Annotated in this window: 16 protein-coding genes and 1 pseudogene; 11 read left to right on the top strand and 6 right to left on the bottom strand. The window is 33.9% G+C overall.

Going from position 1 to position 15,758, the window contains the following annotated elements; translation table 11 throughout:
* The first annotated feature begins 25 nt into the window (after positions 1–25).
* The gene (locus tag PLX19_RS10865; protein ID WP_272188600.1) at positions 26–922 is read left to right on the top strand and encodes a DMT family transporter; all 897 of its coding nucleotides are present in this window, start codon (positions 26–28) and stop codon (positions 920–922) included.
* 434 nt (positions 923–1,356) lie between these two features.
* On the opposite strand, the gene PLX19_RS10860 is transcribed toward PLX19_RS10865, so the two are convergent.
* Entirely contained in the window at positions 1,357–1,527 is a 171-nt protein-coding gene (locus PLX19_RS10860; protein ID WP_272188599.1) for a hypothetical protein, read from the bottom strand.
* A gap of 17 nt (positions 1,528–1,544) precedes the next feature.
* Positions 1,545–1,706 carry a hypothetical protein gene (locus PLX19_RS10855; protein ID WP_272188598.1) on the bottom strand — a complete coding sequence of 54 codons (162 nt, stop codon included), beginning with the start codon at positions 1,704–1,706 and terminating at the stop codon, positions 1,545–1,547.
* A 1,025-nt stretch (positions 1,707–2,731) separates the two neighbouring features.
* On the opposite strand from PLX19_RS10855, the gene PLX19_RS10850 reads away from it, so the two are divergent.
* On the top strand, positions 2,732–2,893 hold the full coding sequence (locus tag PLX19_RS10850; RefSeq protein WP_097795902.1) for a hypothetical protein: 162 nt from the start codon (positions 2,732–2,734) through the stop codon (positions 2,891–2,893).
* A 54-nt stretch (positions 2,894–2,947) separates the two neighbouring features.
* Here PLX19_RS10850 and PLX19_RS10845 read toward each other — a convergent pair whose 3' ends face one another.
* Positions 2,948–3,127, bottom strand: a complete 180-nt coding sequence (locus PLX19_RS10845; RefSeq protein WP_272188597.1) for a hypothetical protein — start codon at positions 3,125–3,127, stop codon at positions 2,948–2,950.
* Positions 3,128–3,502: 375 nt separating this feature from the next.
* Between PLX19_RS10845 and PLX19_RS10840 the strand changes: the two genes are divergently transcribed.
* On the top strand, positions 3,503–4,177 hold the full coding sequence (locus PLX19_RS10840) for a hypothetical protein (RefSeq protein ID WP_272188596.1): 675 nt from the start codon (positions 3,503–3,505) through the stop codon (positions 4,175–4,177).
* 406 nt (positions 4,178–4,583) lie between these two features.
* Here the strand turns inward: PLX19_RS10840 and PLX19_RS10835 are convergent, their stop codons facing one another.
* On the bottom strand, positions 4,584–5,534 hold the full coding sequence (locus PLX19_RS10835) for a hypothetical protein (protein WP_334313762.1): 951 nt from the start codon (positions 5,532–5,534) through the stop codon (positions 4,584–4,586).
* Between the two features lie 996 nt (positions 5,535–6,530).
* On the opposite strand from PLX19_RS10835, the gene PLX19_RS10830 reads away from it, so the two are divergent.
* The 3 genes from PLX19_RS10830 (at position 6,531) to PLX19_RS10820 (ending at position 10,698) form a co-directional block, all read left to right on the top strand.
* Positions 6,531–7,700, top strand: coding sequence for a serine hydrolase domain-containing protein (locus PLX19_RS10830; protein WP_272188594.1), 1,170 nt, complete (start codon positions 6,531–6,533; stop codon positions 7,698–7,700).
* Positions 7,701–7,793: 93 nt separating this feature from the next.
* Entirely contained in the window at positions 7,794–9,854 is a 2,061-nt protein-coding gene (locus PLX19_RS10825; RefSeq protein WP_272188593.1) for a serine hydrolase domain-containing protein, read from the top strand.
* 499 nt (positions 9,855–10,353) lie between these two features.
* Positions 10,354–10,698, top strand: coding sequence for a hypothetical protein (locus PLX19_RS10820; RefSeq protein WP_272188592.1), 345 nt, complete (start codon positions 10,354–10,356; stop codon positions 10,696–10,698).
* A 350-nt stretch (positions 10,699–11,048) separates the two neighbouring features.
* On the opposite strand, the gene PLX19_RS10815 is transcribed toward PLX19_RS10820, so the two are convergent.
* A complete protein-coding gene (locus tag PLX19_RS10815; protein ID WP_272188591.1) occupies positions 11,049–11,375 on the bottom strand; it encodes a 6-aminohexanoate hydrolase in 327 nt (108 codons plus the stop codon).
* Positions 11,368–11,604, bottom strand: coding sequence for a helix-turn-helix transcriptional regulator (locus PLX19_RS10810; protein ID WP_272188727.1), 237 nt, complete (start codon positions 11,602–11,604; stop codon positions 11,368–11,370). The genes PLX19_RS10815 and PLX19_RS10810 overlap by 8 nt, the downstream gene beginning before the upstream one ends.
* Before the next feature lie 527 nt (positions 11,605–12,131).
* Between PLX19_RS10810 and PLX19_RS10805 the strand changes: the two genes are divergently transcribed.
* The 5 genes and pseudogenes from PLX19_RS10805 (at position 12,132) to PLX19_RS10785 (ending at position 15,474) form a co-directional block, all read left to right on the top strand.
* Positions 12,132–12,551: a MarR family winged helix-turn-helix transcriptional regulator gene (locus tag PLX19_RS10805; RefSeq protein ID WP_272188590.1), complete on the top strand. Its 420-nt coding sequence runs from the start codon at positions 12,132–12,134 to the stop codon at positions 12,549–12,551.
* A gap of 179 nt (positions 12,552–12,730) precedes the next feature.
* Positions 12,731–12,982 carry an SDR family oxidoreductase gene (locus PLX19_RS10800; protein ID WP_272188589.1) on the top strand — a complete coding sequence of 84 codons (252 nt, stop codon included), beginning with the start codon at positions 12,731–12,733 and terminating at the stop codon, positions 12,980–12,982.
* 113 nt (positions 12,983–13,095) lie between these two features.
* A complete protein-coding gene (locus tag PLX19_RS10795; protein ID WP_272188588.1) occupies positions 13,096–14,169 on the top strand; it encodes a WD40/YVTN/BNR-like repeat-containing protein in 1,074 nt (357 codons plus the stop codon).
* Positions 14,170–14,235: 66 nt separating this feature from the next.
* Positions 14,236–15,150 (top strand): annotated as a pseudogene (locus PLX19_RS10790) (DsbA family protein).
* Between the two features lie 18 nt (positions 15,151–15,168).
* A complete protein-coding gene (locus PLX19_RS10785) occupies positions 15,169–15,474 on the top strand; it encodes a monooxygenase (protein ID WP_272188587.1) in 306 nt (101 codons plus the stop codon).
* Positions 15,475–15,758: the final 284 nt, after the last annotated feature.

Genomic DNA, 15,758 nt, shown 5'->3' with positions numbered 1-15,758 from the left:
GTATCGGATATAGCGAGGGAAATATATGAAAAGATGGGGAATTGAATTACTGCTTTTATGTGTTGTTATCATATGGGGCGTCAATTATACAATCGGAAAATACGGACTCGTAGAATTAACTGCAATCCAATTTACAGCCATTCGCATGGTTACTGCGGCACCGCTGTTATTGTTGCTAACGTTTTACATAGAAAAATCGCTTTATATTGCATGGAAAGATATGATAAGACTTATTTTTGTTAGCGTGGTTGGGATTACGCTGTATCAAACGTTATTTATGGAGACGATTCAATATACGTCTGCAACAAATGCATCGTTACTAATCTCGATTTCTCCCATTTTTACAACGATGTTTGCTGTATGTTTGAAAGAAGAGCAGTTTTCATCACGTAAACTTGTTGGATCAGTTATTGCGTGTATCGGAGCGGCACTTGTATTACTTGCAGGGCATTCTCTTGTACAATTCTTTTATGGGAATGCAATTGGGCTCATTACTTCGATTTGCTGGGGATTGTATCCTGTTTTAGCAACGCCGCTTATGAAAAGGTATTCTGCTTTGCGCGTAACGGCCTGGGCTTCAGCAATTGGTGCGGTGCCGCTTGTATTATTGAGCGGGTGGCAAATTGTTCAGTTACCTTTTGTGATCGAGCATGGCAGTACATGGTTTTCGTTACTATATTCCATTTTTCTTGTTACTGTATTTGGGCTTGTGATGTGGTACATTGGGATTCAAAACATTGGTGCATCCCATACGATGGTGTATATGTACATTACACCGTTTGTAGCGGTTTTATTTGCAGCAGTATGGGCAAGAGAGCAATTATCTTTACAACAATTGATTGGCGGACTCGTTATTTTTATTGGTTTATGGTTTGTAAAGTCAGAGAAACAGTTACTTGTAAAAGAAAATATATCAAAATAAAAAGAAAAGGGGTTTATGTCAGATTTTTAATTTGGATTTATATATAAGCAAATAGAAGATTGATTATGCTTAACAAAATCATACAACTTAAGTAAATATTATTTGTTTCTTGAATGGTCTTAGATTTGATATTTCAAAGAAATAATCTGCAAATTGTAAGTATTCTCTACCAAACTCCATGTCTTCACCAATAATAAATGTTAAAGGCAACATATTATCCACTAAAGCACGACCATAGTTTTGTAATGTTTCTCTTAACGTTTGCTTGTCCGTTGTAGTCTCCCTTTCACTTATTTACGTTTACTGTCATATATCGACTTTATTATAATTATAACGAATAGACTTAATATATTTAATAGAGGTCTATCTACGATTAGAAAGAATCCACCTACTACTAAGATTATGATTAACTGTAACATATCAGTCTTATTACCTTATTGCATGTCATTGATTGCAATGAATCCGAAATAGATAAATCCAAATATTAATACCCCTAGTCCCATTTGGAGAAGAATCGGTTTCCAACTGAAATCGTCTCCCTTTTCTGCTTTCTGCTTTTTAATATAAAATACAAATATGATAGTTGAAATGATAATTAATAACACTTTCTTGTCTCCTTTTACTATATTTGGTTTGTAAACCCTAGATAACACAGTAATATGACTACTAAAAGACAACCAGTACAGGCGATAGCGAAGTCTTTCATTGTCATGTCTTTTCTTCCTTTGTAGTATGCCATAATGCATACCCCTGTTAGACCTAAGCACCACATGACTGTATTCATATGCCTTCACCTTTTCTTATTATGGTTTCTATAATAATATAAGTTTTATTCACCCCTACATGTTTCTAAGAGTAATTAGTATAACAAATGCTAGTAATACCCCTACACCTACTAATATGAGTTGAGTCTTTGGATTAAGTGGTTTTACCTCACCTTTCTTTACCCTCTTGTTATATAAAGCAAAAGCTGAAATAATTACTATTGTAGTTAGTATTTTTATCATGTTTAGAATCTCTTTAGCCTATCTTAGTTGTCTAACTTAACTAATTCTATTTTCATTTTATTACCGTAAAATCTAATCTCCTTATTGAAGAAACCTGTCACATTAGTTGAAGAAGAGAGAGCAGATTTTTTCATTGTATTAATTACTTAAACATCTCAAAATGAATAACTACCCACGTCTTATCATTTTCTGCTATATATTGTTCAGTTTGGATAAACCATTGAACAAGTTCTTGTTTGGGATGGTTCGATTTTTGATACAGGATACTATGTAAGTAAATGGTTAACTTTTTTTACTTTTAAAAGGTATGTAGGTTAAAATTAAGCATACAGAACATATGACAAAAATGATAAGTTGCTTCATTATATTCCTCCCTCTATTTTTTTCCATTTTTGATTAAGTATAGCAGAAACGAATTTTAAAAGTAGAGGTGTCGTCCACATTTTAATAAAAGTATGCGCTAAACAAATTCTACATAAATAAACGACAATTTTACTACTCTAAGGTACTCAACAAGTCCCAAAAACAATTGTTTTTGGGACAATTGAATATCAGGCGATCTCCTCCAGTTTTTTGTCGGAATGCTTTCCCAAAATTCATCTCAAAAACTATGACCCTGATACGTACATTTATGAATCATAGTAAATTGGAATAAAATAACTTTATCAACAAATGTTATAGATTAATATGGTAAAATAAATAAAGAGCAACAACTCAAAAAGTAAAATGGTGATTCAAGTTGAAAAAGTACTCATTTGGGTGCTTTTTTCTCTGTTTTACATATACAAAAGGGGATTTCATCATGAATATTATCGACTTAGAACTAGTACGAAAGCGAAAAATAAAGGAAAATAAAATGATTACAATACCAATTATTGAACGGGTCTTTGAAGTAAATGGAGAAATTCAGTTTGAAGTAACTGGTGAAAAAGAAATTCCTATTGCTTGGCTAGAAAGGGAATAGATGTTTCTGTCCTTTATATAAACAAGAGCCTGTAGTATTCCTACAAGTTCTTGTTTATTTTTTCTTATATAAGCGATTTATTAAATCAATAATCCAAGAATTAATAATAGCTACTGTGAAAATAACTAAAATAGCAATAATATTTTGATTTGAAGATATGTATGGTATCAGTGGGCCACGTACCACCCAAAAAAATATAAGAGAAAAAACTAAAGACCAAATAAATTTCAGCATGAATTCGTCCCCTTTTCTAATAAATGTAGCACAAATAAATTAGAGAATAATGTAAAATAAGCGGATTAAACCTTCAAAAATTAAATGTAAGCTTTTTATTATTTGTTTACACTTAAAATATTGATTTCATTAACCCTATCCGACTTTAGCTATTTTTAACAAAATCATTAAAGAAATTATATATTAAAAACACTGTAAATAAAGAGGTTAGAACATCCATAAACAAAAAAGAAAAAACTAGATCCTTACTAGCTTTTTACATAACCCCACTTATCGGTAGCTAAGTTCTAGTAATACTCCAAGAGGACTTATGAAATAAAAAGATGAATATATATTTAAATACAAATTCTATCTAAAGAAAGGTGATAAGAAGAAATGGAACATCTAACAATCCCTGAGCTTTTTTTCTTACTATCTGTAGATGATGATACTCAAACTATACAACCACCTGTCCAATCCAATATAGAAATATTCATTACAATAAACATCTTGCTAGAACTTTACCTTCAAAAATATATTTATATAGATCATGAATTTATTATATATAGGACTAGCAAGTCATCTGATATCCCTTATTTACAACATACCTTAGATTTAACACAACATTTAGGCAACAATCACAATATAAGAATGTGGATACTAACAATTTGCGGAAAACAACAATCAAGTCACAAACTATATAATTCTGTTTTAGATTGTATACAGCGAAAAAAACAAATAAAAGTAATTGAAAAAAGAATACTAGGTTTATCATTTCAAAAACGTTACATATGTCTTCAAACTAAAGAACAAATTCTTATCTCCTTACGAAAAAGTGCTTTGAAAGGTGGAACACAATACTTATTTATATTAACCCTTTTCCTAGCCATAAATTTGAATGGACTTTTACAAGATAAAATGTTTCAAAATGATTATGAATATCTAATTAACTTAGAAGAATACAACAAACAATTACCTGAGGTTAAATTCATACAAAAACTAATAGCAAACATGAAAGAGACTTTGCCTACCCTTTTAGTATGGAAACACACCCCATTTTCGGGTATATAAAAAAGTGAAGCCTCTAATTTAAATAATCAGAGGCTTTTTATTGCTACCATAATTATCGAATGCGGAAGTTAAAAGGTTTTAGTTTCTTACTCAATTAAAGCACTCCGTTAGTTTAATAAGAACAGAGACGCTTATTCAACAAACGCGCCCGATTGTTGAATATTAAAGAATTCCAAAATAGTTACTCTATTATTTGCTAAAGTCCCCGTTAGTACAAATAAAAAGGTTCACTTGTAACCAAATGTTACTATTATGACCCAAAATTACTAGAACTCATAAATAACAACCTAAAGAATTAATTAAAGTATAATACATTTATTAAGCAAAAAAATCACATCTTTTTATTATTATTTTATTATCAATTACTTTTTCAAAATAACTAAACTTGATTCGTACGATCCTTACGTTATTGAATCATGATTCCTCTTTTAGTAATAACATAATTCTCTGGTAAGCAAGTTATGCCTGGATGATTTTTGCAACGTGAAAAAAGCTCTTTTAAATCTCGTTGAAAATCACTACGTGGACGCTTTGGTTCTGCAATTCCCCATTTATCCATACACTCTAGAATCAAAGATTGAGCCTCCGGGTATATCCTTGCAGTTTCAAGAAGACAGCCGACTGCCACTGAGCGGGTAGGTTCCTCGTATCTTTTCTTCAGTTTACCAACACATTTTGTAATCATATGCCAAAGCCATACGTGGTAAGTTAGATTACTATCAGGGATAGGTGTATCAAAGAATCCCCTGCGAATGCATGCCCATAAAGCTAGTATACTATTATTAGTGAGAGTAGAAGATTCGTGGTTATTAACATAGGTGATAAGTAGACTTATATGATTGGATATATTAATGCCTCTTTCAGCCAATCTCCGCCATATACTGCAAATGAACTCTTTTGTCGGTATATCACTTCTATAATAATCCGATAACACTAGCTCTACTACTTCCGGTGGCAACGAAACGTTTAAGGAAATTAATTCATCCAACATCACAGCTGCCCGGTACTGAACATATCGTTCAGAATCTAATTTATCTCGTTCCTTTTTGTCAATATACAATAATCGCGCGATTTGCGTAACGTATGGTTGCAGATCAGCGTCCCTACTCAGACTTTCATAAGCCACTTCTAATAAATCAGCAATTAATTCAGGGTTGTTCATTTGAGTGTAAACACCCTTATCATGCTTGTCATGACATAAGCTCTCGATATAGTTAACTATCCAATTTGCAGCTTTCGACGTTTCACCAGATGACAGTATAAAATCAGCAAGGCTAGTCTTCATACTTTGGCGTTGAATAGATTCCCCAGAAACAAATTGCTGCAGCTTATCCAAAATAATATCATCTTTTAACATATCGAATACAGATCCCCTTTCACTGACTAGTAAAATTAGTTTTTTCAGATATTAAAATTATCGCTAGTCTCTCCATCCCTACACATTTTACCTTATTTTAGTGATTATTGATGGAACAACTAAATAGTAACACATATTGGAACAGTCCTGCCAAACAACCCCATGAGGGATAGCACATCACCCAATGTTTAATTAAGACACTCCCCCGCTAAAACGTCAGTTTTTTTTCGCCAACAATCTGAAAAGATACCATTTTTCTTTCAAACTTTGGTTGATGAGGTTTTTGATGTTTTTTTACATTAAATGTATGTAGATTTAGCCGAAGACTAGTTTGACAAACAGAGACAGCAATCAATTATTCGACATTCATTCCGAAGATTACAAAGTCTTGGATACACAGTTACGTCGCAAGAACCTGAAGCTTCTTAATTTTAGTTTTGCCTTTTTCCTTTTAAATAAATTTTACTTTTTCATACTGATCACGTCCTTTTGTAGATTGATAATATCAGTATGTCCAAGTTTTATAGATTTTTTGCACCAGAACCCCTAAAGGTACATTTTCTTTTTAATTAATATATTTATTGGAAAATACTTTGCATTTTCGGGCACAAACACTCCTTCCACCCTATTATAGAAGTGATTTCGAACGTAAGGTATTTGTAAGAAATGGATAAGAAAAAAGTAATTTTTATTGTGTAGGATATAAATATAGAGAAGAGTAAAAGAGGGGGATTAGATAAGATATATTTATACGAAAAACAAACTAGTAATAAGGGTGTTCTAAGTGAAAAAGTAATTTATGGGAGTAACATACGTGTAAAAAAGGAAGGATTCACCGTTTGTTATGACAGAATGATGTTTGTAAAAACAATCAATATAAAGATGATTACGAATTTCATGTTGCCCTTGTATCATTGGTGGAGATGATATCTGTGTAGTTAGTACGAAATAATAAATAACCACCCATACTCTATGAATAGAGGGGAAGAATGCCTTATGAAAACACGTAGTCAAATTACATGTGCAAGTCTGGCCCTTTTAATAGCTGGAAGTTCCCTGTTATACACACCACCCACCTCAATTCTAAAAGCAGAGCCCACTCAAAATGTATCTAGTCCTTTACAAACAAGTACTCAACGAGATCGTACTTCCGTCAAACAGGCAATGCGGGAGACATTGCAACTTGGATACCCGGGAATACTCGCTAAAATTTCTGATAGTGGAAAAACGTGGAGTTATGCCGTTGGGATAGCGGATTTGAGAACCAAGAAACCAATGGAAACAGATTTTCGCTTTCGTATTGGCAGCGTGACGAAGACGTTCACCGCAACAATTCTACTTCAATTAGCTGGAGAGAACCGCTTAAATCTAGACGATTCCATTGAAAAATGGTTGCCTGGTGTCATTCAAGGAAACAGATATGATGGTAACCAGATTACTATCCGGCAGATATTAAATCATACAAGTGGTATCGCTGAATACGCAAGGTCAAAAGACTTTAATCTTATGGATACAAAAAAATCGTATAGGGCTGAAGAACTAGTGAACATGGGGATTTCTCTGCCCCCAGATTTCCCGCCAGGAAAGGGCTGGTCTTATTCAAACACAGGATACGTATTACTGGGTATCCTTATTGAAAAGGTAACGGGAAACAGCTATGCGGAAGAGATCGAAAATCGGATCATTGAACCACTTGAATTGTCGAATACATTCCTACCTGGCAATTCAAGCGTTATTCCAGGTACCAATCATGCCCGTGGATATATCAAACTAGATGGAGTAAGTGAGTTAAAAGATGTTACGTATTATAACCCAAGTATGGGTCAATCGGCTGGAGAGATGATTTCTACTGCTGACGACCTAAACAAATTCTTCTCTTACTTGCTCGGTGGAAAATTACTGAAAGAACAGCAACTAAAACAAATGCTTACTACAGTTCCTACAGGAATAGAAGGAATCGATGGATATGGTCTTGGAATCTATAAAACTAAACTTCCAAACAGTGTCCTAATATGGGGACATACAGGTGGCATACCGGGATTTGATACTTTTGCTGGAGGTACACACGGAGGTAAGCATACGTTGGCCATCAGTTTGAACAGCATGGGTAAAGTTAATAGTTCTGATCTTTTTAAAAATATTTTACTTGCTGAATTTAGCAAGTAGGCCAAAAGGAAGAATGGATAAAATTTTATCATATTTTCATAGTTAAACAATAAGGGATGAAATTGATTATTTATCTAAGGAGGAACCTCTCTTATGAAAAATAAATTATCTAGGATGTTAACCGCTACATTGGTTCTAATGATGACTCTACCTACAGGGGCGATAGCGTCTTCTAGTAATAAGACTGCGGTTGTAACTAGCACAGAACTGGAGAAGATTGCGGCAGAGAAAGCTACGCTACTCACGAAATCCTATGAGACGACTAGCGTGCAGTATGCGTTAATAGATAATGGCAAGATTATTTTGTCGGGTCAGACAGGCAAAAACGATATGGAAGGGAAACAGCCGCTGACTAAAGATACTCTATATGGGATTGGTTCAACCAGTAAAGTATATACAGCTGCGGCTATCATGAAATTGGTCGACGAAGGAAAAGTCGATTTGGATGTCCCTGTTGTCCACTATGTTCCTGATTTCAAGATGAAAGATGAGCGGTACAAGCGCATTACACCGCGTATGCTGCTGAACCATTCCTCCGGTTTGCAAGGTACCACGTTCAATAAAGTATTGTTATTTAAAGATAATGATACCTATGCCCATGATAACTTGTTGGGGCAATTATCTACCCAAAGCTTAAAAGCGGCCCCCGGCGCGTTCTCGGTATACTGTAACGACGGCTTTACGCTAGCCGAGATTTTGGTAGAAAGAGTCAGTGGTATGAGCTTTACCGAATTTTTACATCAAAGGTTTACAGAGCCATTAAAATTAAATCATACAAAAACGCCACAGGACAAATGGGAGGACGAAAAGCGTGCTGGACTTTATGTTCCAGCATACCAAGGGCAGCTTCCCATTGAATCGATGAATGTGATTGGTTCGGGGGGGATCTCTTCAACGGCAGAAGATATGGTGCGATTCTCACAATTATTTATGGGGCAGGGAAAAGGGATTCTCTCTGACAAGGCAATCAAGACAATGGAGCAAGCTGAATATAAAAAAGGAATGTGGCCAGGGGATGGAGATAATAGTTTCAACTATGGTCTGGGGTGGGATAGTGTAAAACTATATCCATTCAATAGATACGGAATAAAGGCCTTGTCTAAGGGCGGTGACAGAGTACTGCAACATGCTACATTGGTCGTGCTTCCGGAACAGAACATGGCAGCGGCTGTGGTGTCATCCGGCGGTAGCAGCATTACAAATCAAATGATGGCAACTAAATTACTGCTCGTCGCGCTTAAAGAGAAGGGAACAATTAAGGATATAAAGCCGGACAAATCTTTTGGCAAGCCAGTTAAGGCTCAGATGCCTCCAAACGTGGCGAAACAAGCGGGCTCTTACGGCAATAGCTTAAGTGATTTCAAAATAGAAATTACAAAGAAGGGAGAACTATTCTTATCATCTAATCGTAAAGAAAAATATGTATATACGGCGGATGGAAGCTTTATTAATGAGAATGGTACTTCCAAGCTCAATTTCGTTACCGAGAAGAATGGAAGAACATATTTGAGGGAGAGCACATATAATTCGAAGCCAGGATTAGGGCAAGATGTGCTGACGCACTATTTAGCCGAGAAACTAGAAGACAATGTACTATCGAAGAGAACCGCTGCTGCATGGGAAAAGCGGGAGGGCGGCAAGTTCTATCTCATTAACGAGAAATTTAGTTCTATGAACTTTCTTGTACAAACAGTACCTCTTACCACACAAATTATTACCAAGGACGGCTATTGGGATGGCAAAAAAATTATAGGTCCGAATACGGCGACACATCAACTCCAGATTCCTGTGATGGAGGGGCGTGATACGAAGGAAGCTCGTTTCTATACACAGGACGATAATGAATATATGGAAATGGCCAGCCTTCTATACGTCAGTGAATCCAACGTAAAACCGCTTGACACAAGCCAATCATCGAAGGTTACATTGTCAGCAAACGGGCATGCAAAATGGTTTACGATCCCGCAAGTGGCAGCAGGAAAAACGATGACCGTGGAGTTGCCATCGAAGAGTTCGTTCGCGGTGTATGATGAAAAGGGAGTATGCGTCAATTTTACCATTGTGAGCAACAATAACAAGGTAAAACTGCCGAAGAATGGAACGGTTGTATTTACTGGCGCGCCGAACTCGGAATTTACAGTTACGTTGAACTAGCTATAATAACGTTAAGAGTATGCAAGATTGTATGCAGTTTTTCGACCAATTCAATAACAAACGGGAACTCTGAAACTCAGGCCAGAATAGGAATGTATAAAAAATGAATAGAGTTATAGAAAAAGGTGGATTCCTTATGAGAGTAAGGATCCACCTTGTCTTCGCTATCGATAATGTTACGTTATGTTAACCGAACATGTATAGGGTATACATTAAAAATTTATACATCATGTCAAAGAGTACACTTTATGACATGATGTATAAATCTAGAATTTTTTATTTCAAAAATACAACTTATTATTATTTGAAATGTGTCAATTAAAATGTATATGATTTGACATAACATTTTAAAAAGAAGTTAAAATCCTTTACTTATAAGGATTTTGCTAATAGTTCGCTTGCTATTCCCCCATTTGGAGGGGATGGGCAAAGATACCCATAATGTAATATAATGTAATATGTATGTCCCATTATTTAAAAATTGAAAGGAGTCATTGTAATGATTATTTGGAGAGGTAAAGGAATGTTAGTAGCATTAGCATTTATTTTAGGGTTTATGATAAATGCAATCCTTTTTAGTTTTTTGCAAGTGAACATGGAAGATAAAGCTGGATTTATTTTGCAAGGAATATTTTCGACTATATCTATAGCGATGATTAATTATTTTTTCACTAAAAAGTTTATATCTGATGATGTACGAATATTCGTCGATGAAAAAACTGGAGAAAGAGTTCAAATAAAAGATAAATCTTCATTATTTTTCATTCCAAATAAGTATTGGACTTGGATTATTCTAGTTTTAGGTGTTGTAATTATTATTAATGTTAGTGCGCAATTATCATAATTTTTTTATTATATAAGGAATCACCATATCATTAAAAAGACTCTGATCTTTTTAAAATTAGAGTTTTTTATATTAACTACTTTTAATAATTTAAATTACATATATTCATAAATTGATTTTATTTAAAATAAAATTTTTATCCATGGGTTTCTGTACCTCTTTATTTACATTGTTTTGAATGTATACTTTTCTATTAGTTTTTGAGGAAAATGGGTAAGTTACGATAAAGTCAATGTTTTCAGTAATTTGAAAGTAAACTAATATTTAAAAGCTTACTTTCAAAAAGGGAGCAATAAAAAACAGTAGTGTATAAGATCACTACTGTTTTTTTATTGTTTCTTGCAAGTAAATTACTTGAATTCTTTTCTATATAATCTAACAGAATAAATAGCTCCAACGAAAAAGACAATGGCTTCAAATAATATGAAAAATTGACGGAAATACATATCTTTACCAACTAAAGAAATAAATGCGCCATTCATTATAAGTTGAGTAGTAAACATACAAGAAATAATCTTAAGATAAATAGCATTTGTTCTTTCATCTGGTCGACCAAACTTTTTTCCTATAATAAAAAGTACAATTATTGAACCCAACCACAGAAGGGCTATAAAACCTACAAAGGTATTGAAATTATCTGTGCTTTCTGACATCCAGTTGTTTAATAGATCAATCATTATTATCTTCCTTTCCTACATAAGAGAATATTTCGTTTATATCAACTTCAAAATAATTTGCTATTCGATATGCTAACACCAGTGAAGGAGAGTAATTATTCTTTTCCATAACAAATATCGTTTGTTTAGAAACTCCAACAGCATCAGCTAAATCTTTTTGGGACATTCTTTTTAACACTCTATATTCATACACTTTATTCGTTATGGAGTCTCCATATTTTTCCTTGATAGTTAACACCTTCCTTTCCTAAAACTTATATTAAACCTATTTTATAAAAAAAGTAAAGTTTAATTATACAAAAGATATTTTTTTTTATATAAATTAAAAGAAATTCTATATAACCTTTTGGATTTTAATCTTATAAATGAGAAAGAACTTTATAGGGTCCTACCGCATCACTATCAAGCTAATAAAACAATATCCCCCTAAAATGAAAAAATACGCTATTCTTTCTGTAGAATCATAAGAAAGGATGGTGTTTTTGTATGTCTGTTTCTATATCTGATGAATTGCAACTATTTGCTCAAGAAATTCAAAGTGTGACCATCAAGCTAAGATTTTAAAGTATCCCCGAAACGAAATCTTTTTGTTTTTTATAGCACCGAAGTTCATTTTTATCATTTTTAGGAAAATCGTGTTTCTTAACTTGATAGCGATGGGGAATTGCCAACACTTCGGAAAGTTTGACATCTAATAATAAGTTCTATAATATATGTGCTATAGCACATATTAAACGGTTTATTTAGAGGTGGTATATGAATTTACAATATTTAACAGGGTATCTTATTCATCGTACTGATGTGAAGTTAACAAATTATTTCATAAAGCAATTAAAGCCTTATGGCGTTACTCCGGAACAATGGACTATTATTAGTATTCTTGATAGTCAAAGAGGTACTACTCAAAAAGACCTAGCTCAAAAGGCTGATAAAGATCATAGTACGATTGTAAGAATGATACATTCTATGGAAAAAAAAGGTTTTGTTAAGAAGGATTTTAATGAACACGATAAGCGTTCACATTATCTTTTTTTGACTGAAAAGGGTGAAGAGATTAAAAAAAATATTTTACCTGTAGTTAAAAATGCTCATGATTTTGTGACAAGCAATTTAACTACAGAAGAAGTTCAACAGTTAAAGATATTGTTAAACAAATTATATAATATGAATTATTAATAAAAAGTTCCTTATAAAGGCCATATCTTTTATAAGGAATAAAATTTTGTATTTTATGTGCTATAGCACATAAGTATCATCTCTTACCCTACAAACATTTAAGGCTCCAAATCTAAATAAAGGAGTGGATAGATCATGATGAATGAAAGAGTAGCAATCATAACTGGAGCAAGTAGAGGGTGACGGCAAAGTTATTTGCTGAACATGGAGCAGAGGTAGTTGTAAACTATGCCAATCATACAAAAGCTGCACCAGAGTTAGGTCCGTTAAATATCACAGCAAATGTACTAACACCTGCTATGGTTGAAACAGATGCTACTAAACATACTCCTGTAGAACAAAAAGAACAAGTGGAAATGTCTACTCCATTAGGTAGAATTGCTAAACCTAAGGATATTGCATGCTCTGTATTGTATTTTGCAGGTGATTAAAGCGCTTTTATTACAGGAACTTATGCTCCTGTATCAGGTGGCATGGAAATGAACAATTGTTGATTAAAAAGTCTCATATGACTTAAAAATAAGGACACGAGGAGATTTAAGTTATGGAAAAATTGATATTAGCGTTTGATAGAGAGCTTGTAATTGCAGAAAAGAAAGACTCAACACGGAACGTTCACTCGGAGTTTGTAGGAGCTAACCCAATTACATTAGCTTCTGATCCGAACAATCCAGAAAGAATGTATTGTGGTACTTTTGATAGAGGATTATGGAGAAGCATAGATGGAGGAAGTTCATGGGAAGCAATTGGTACGTTATATTCTTTTGGTGAAGTGTTTCCATCTAACTCCAGTAATATGAGTTCTGTTACAGCAATTTCTGTATCTCCATCAAAGGGTGAAGACGGTAACGGAATAGTATATGTAGGAACTGAACCAAGCGCTATGTTTATATCTAGGGATGGAGGAGACAGTTTTGAGTTACTAACTGATTATCAACAAATGCCATCTTACTCATCATGGTTCTTTCCTCAAAGAACCTATACTCACCATGTAAAGCATATTGAAATTGATGCTGTTAATCCACAAACCATTTATACAACCATTGAGGTAGGTGGATTAATCAAAAGTGTAGATGGGGGTATCACATGGACTGAAGAAAAAGAGGGGAATTATCCTCAAGATATCCATGTTCTCAAATCACATCGTAACGCTCCCAATCGTTTATATGGAGTTTTAGGTGATTCATTCTTAAAGGAACCAGGTCAAGAGTATGCAGAGAGTTATGATGGAGGTAAGACATGGAATTATATTTCTAGTGGGTTAAATCATCATTATGCATATCAAATGGCGGTTAATCCAACTGACTCAGACAATATTATTATTGCGACATCTTCAAATCCACATGCAGCACATGAGTACAACAATGGAAATTGTGAGTCATTTATTTATAAGAAAGAAAAAAATCAGCTTTGGACAAAGATAAATTCAGGATTACCAATTCCTAAAGGTACATTAATACCAGTTTTAAAAGCAACAAATGATGGAAAGTTCTATTTGTTTAGCAATAAGGGAGTTTTTCAATCTTTGGATGGCGGTTTAAATTGGACAACATTAGAGATTCCTTGGGAGAAAAGATTTATGGAGCAACATCCTTATGACATGCTAATCATTAAATAATCGATAGAAAAAAGTTTTGTATAAAGCTGAAATCTACTATAAATAGTGAAGATGAGAGACATTTAAATGAATAAAAACAATATGATTTGTAATTTAGAAATAGGAGTTTGCGGTATACCAGGAGATAAAGAAATAGAATTGATTGATCTTAATCAGCCTCCTAAAAGAGTCACTCTTTATTATGTAACAGATCCAATATGCTCTCATTGCTGGGCACTCGAACCAGTTTTAAATCGTTTTATTGAACAATATGGACAATATTTTCATTTCCGTACTGTGATGGGAGGACTGTTACCAAGTTGGGATGGTTTTGCTGACGCAGCTAATGGTAAGTCCTTCGGATGTAGCTAAACATTGGAGGGATGTGGGAGATTATTCCCGGATGCCAATCGATGGAACTTTGTGGATTCATAACCCTATCCAGTCATCATTTCCATCCTCGAGGGTGTTCAAAATTATTCAAAAGAAGGATGAGGAACGAGCGAACACATACCTACGTCGGGCAAGAGAAGCTGTTTTTGTATTTAATCAAAATATTGGAAAAAACAGGTATTAATTAATATTGTAAATCAAATTGGCCTTGATGGAGAGTTAACTGTAAAGGAAGCAGAACTTTCATCCGGCCAGCAGCTTTTAGATCAAGATTTTGGGCTGAGTAAGAGCCTTGGTGTACGTGGGTTTCCGACAATCATCATGGTAAATCAGGAGAATAAAGGCGTTAAAATAGTTGGTGCACGTCCGTTAGAAAATTATATCATGGGATTAAAATAGGTTTTACTAAATATGGAAAACATCCAAGAACACCCAGTCCCTACACTAGAAACATTTCTCGAAAAAGGAAAGCGACGGTTTTCCAAAGAAATTGAAGAAATGTATCGACTACCAAAAAACGGAGTGAAATCTTTTGTGCAAAGGGAACTTTTATCTGATAGCTATCAAATTAAAGAAATTCTTGGTGAACTTTACATTGAAAAATATTGAAAATAGGAGCGATTGAAAATGGCATATTTATTACAAGTTGATTTTCCTTTTGAAGGTCCTTTTGGTGAGGAAATGGAAAAAGAATTTTGGGGTTTAGCGAAAAGTATTAACGAAGAAGAAGGGTTCCATTGGAAAATATGGACAGAGAATCAAGATACAAAAGAAGCTGGAGGCATCTATGTATTTGAAGAAAAACAAGATGCTGAAAAATATGCTGAAATGCATAAGAATAGACTTCAAGCGTCTGGTGTTAAAGATATTAGGGTAAGAATTTTTAACATTAATGAAAAACTAACCAAACTAAATTATGGCTATGTCAAATAATAAGGGATATGGCAATCCGGACAGATGGTGTGGGTATTACGGCAGCTCCAAAAATCTTTGAAAGAAAGGATCTTTAACGTAGTTTCTTGATCAATGTTTTTATTATGCGAGGCAGGACCTTAGCCGGTGATTCCTTAATATGGGGAGAACCGGCTTTCTTTCTGTAGAATCATAGAAAAGGATTTTGCTTTACTTTGAATTTCATGTATATCCACCTAGGTATCTTCGTACATAAAATTATAATACAATAATTACCATTTAAAAATATGCATAATTGCATTTTT

The organism is Bacillus sp. BP-3 (assembly GCF_028401955.1).
In the GTDB taxonomy this organism is placed as follows: Bacteria; Bacillota; Bacilli; order Bacillales; family Bacillaceae_G; genus Bacillus_A.
The sequence above is the reverse complement of the archived record's forward strand: the minus strand, read 5'-3'. Positions and strand labels throughout refer to the sequence as shown.

Excerpts from the sequence above, each read along its gene's own strand:
- PLX19_RS10865 (WP_272188600.1), top strand. The coding sequence starts at position 26 with ATGAAAAGATGGGGAATTGAATTACTGCTTTTATGTGTTGTTATCATA.
- PLX19_RS10855 (WP_272188598.1), bottom strand. The coding sequence starts at position 1,706 with ATGAATACAGTCATGTGGTGCTTAGGTCTAACAGGGGTATGCATTATG.
- PLX19_RS10850 (WP_097795902.1), top strand. The coding sequence starts at position 2,732 with ATGAATATTATCGACTTAGAACTAGTACGAAAGCGAAAAATAAAGGAA.
- PLX19_RS10845 (WP_272188597.1), bottom strand. The coding sequence starts at position 3,127 with ATGCTGAAATTTATTTGGTCTTTAGTTTTTTCTCTTATATTTTTTTGG.
- PLX19_RS10840 (WP_272188596.1), top strand. The coding sequence starts at position 3,503 with ATGGAACATCTAACAATCCCTGAGCTTTTTTTCTTACTATCTGTAGAT.
- PLX19_RS10835 (WP_334313762.1), bottom strand. The coding sequence starts at position 5,534 with ATGTTAAAAGATGATATTATTTTGGATAAGCTGCAGCAATTTGTTTCT.
- PLX19_RS10830 (WP_272188594.1), top strand. The coding sequence starts at position 6,531 with ATGAAAACACGTAGTCAAATTACATGTGCAAGTCTGGCCCTTTTAATA.
- PLX19_RS10825 (WP_272188593.1), top strand. The coding sequence starts at position 7,794 with ATGAAAAATAAATTATCTAGGATGTTAACCGCTACATTGGTTCTAATG.
- PLX19_RS10820 (WP_272188592.1), top strand. The coding sequence starts at position 10,354 with ATGATTATTTGGAGAGGTAAAGGAATGTTAGTAGCATTAGCATTTATT.
- PLX19_RS10815 (WP_272188591.1), bottom strand. The coding sequence starts at position 11,375 with ATGATTGATCTATTAAACAACTGGATGTCAGAAAGCACAGATAATTTC.
- PLX19_RS10805 (WP_272188590.1), top strand. The coding sequence starts at position 12,132 with ATGAATTTACAATATTTAACAGGGTATCTTATTCATCGTACTGATGTG.
- PLX19_RS10795 (WP_272188588.1), top strand. The coding sequence starts at position 13,096 with ATGGAAAAATTGATATTAGCGTTTGATAGAGAGCTTGTAATTGCAGAA.
- PLX19_RS10785 (WP_272188587.1), top strand. The coding sequence starts at position 15,169 with ATGGCATATTTATTACAAGTTGATTTTCCTTTTGAAGGTCCTTTTGGT.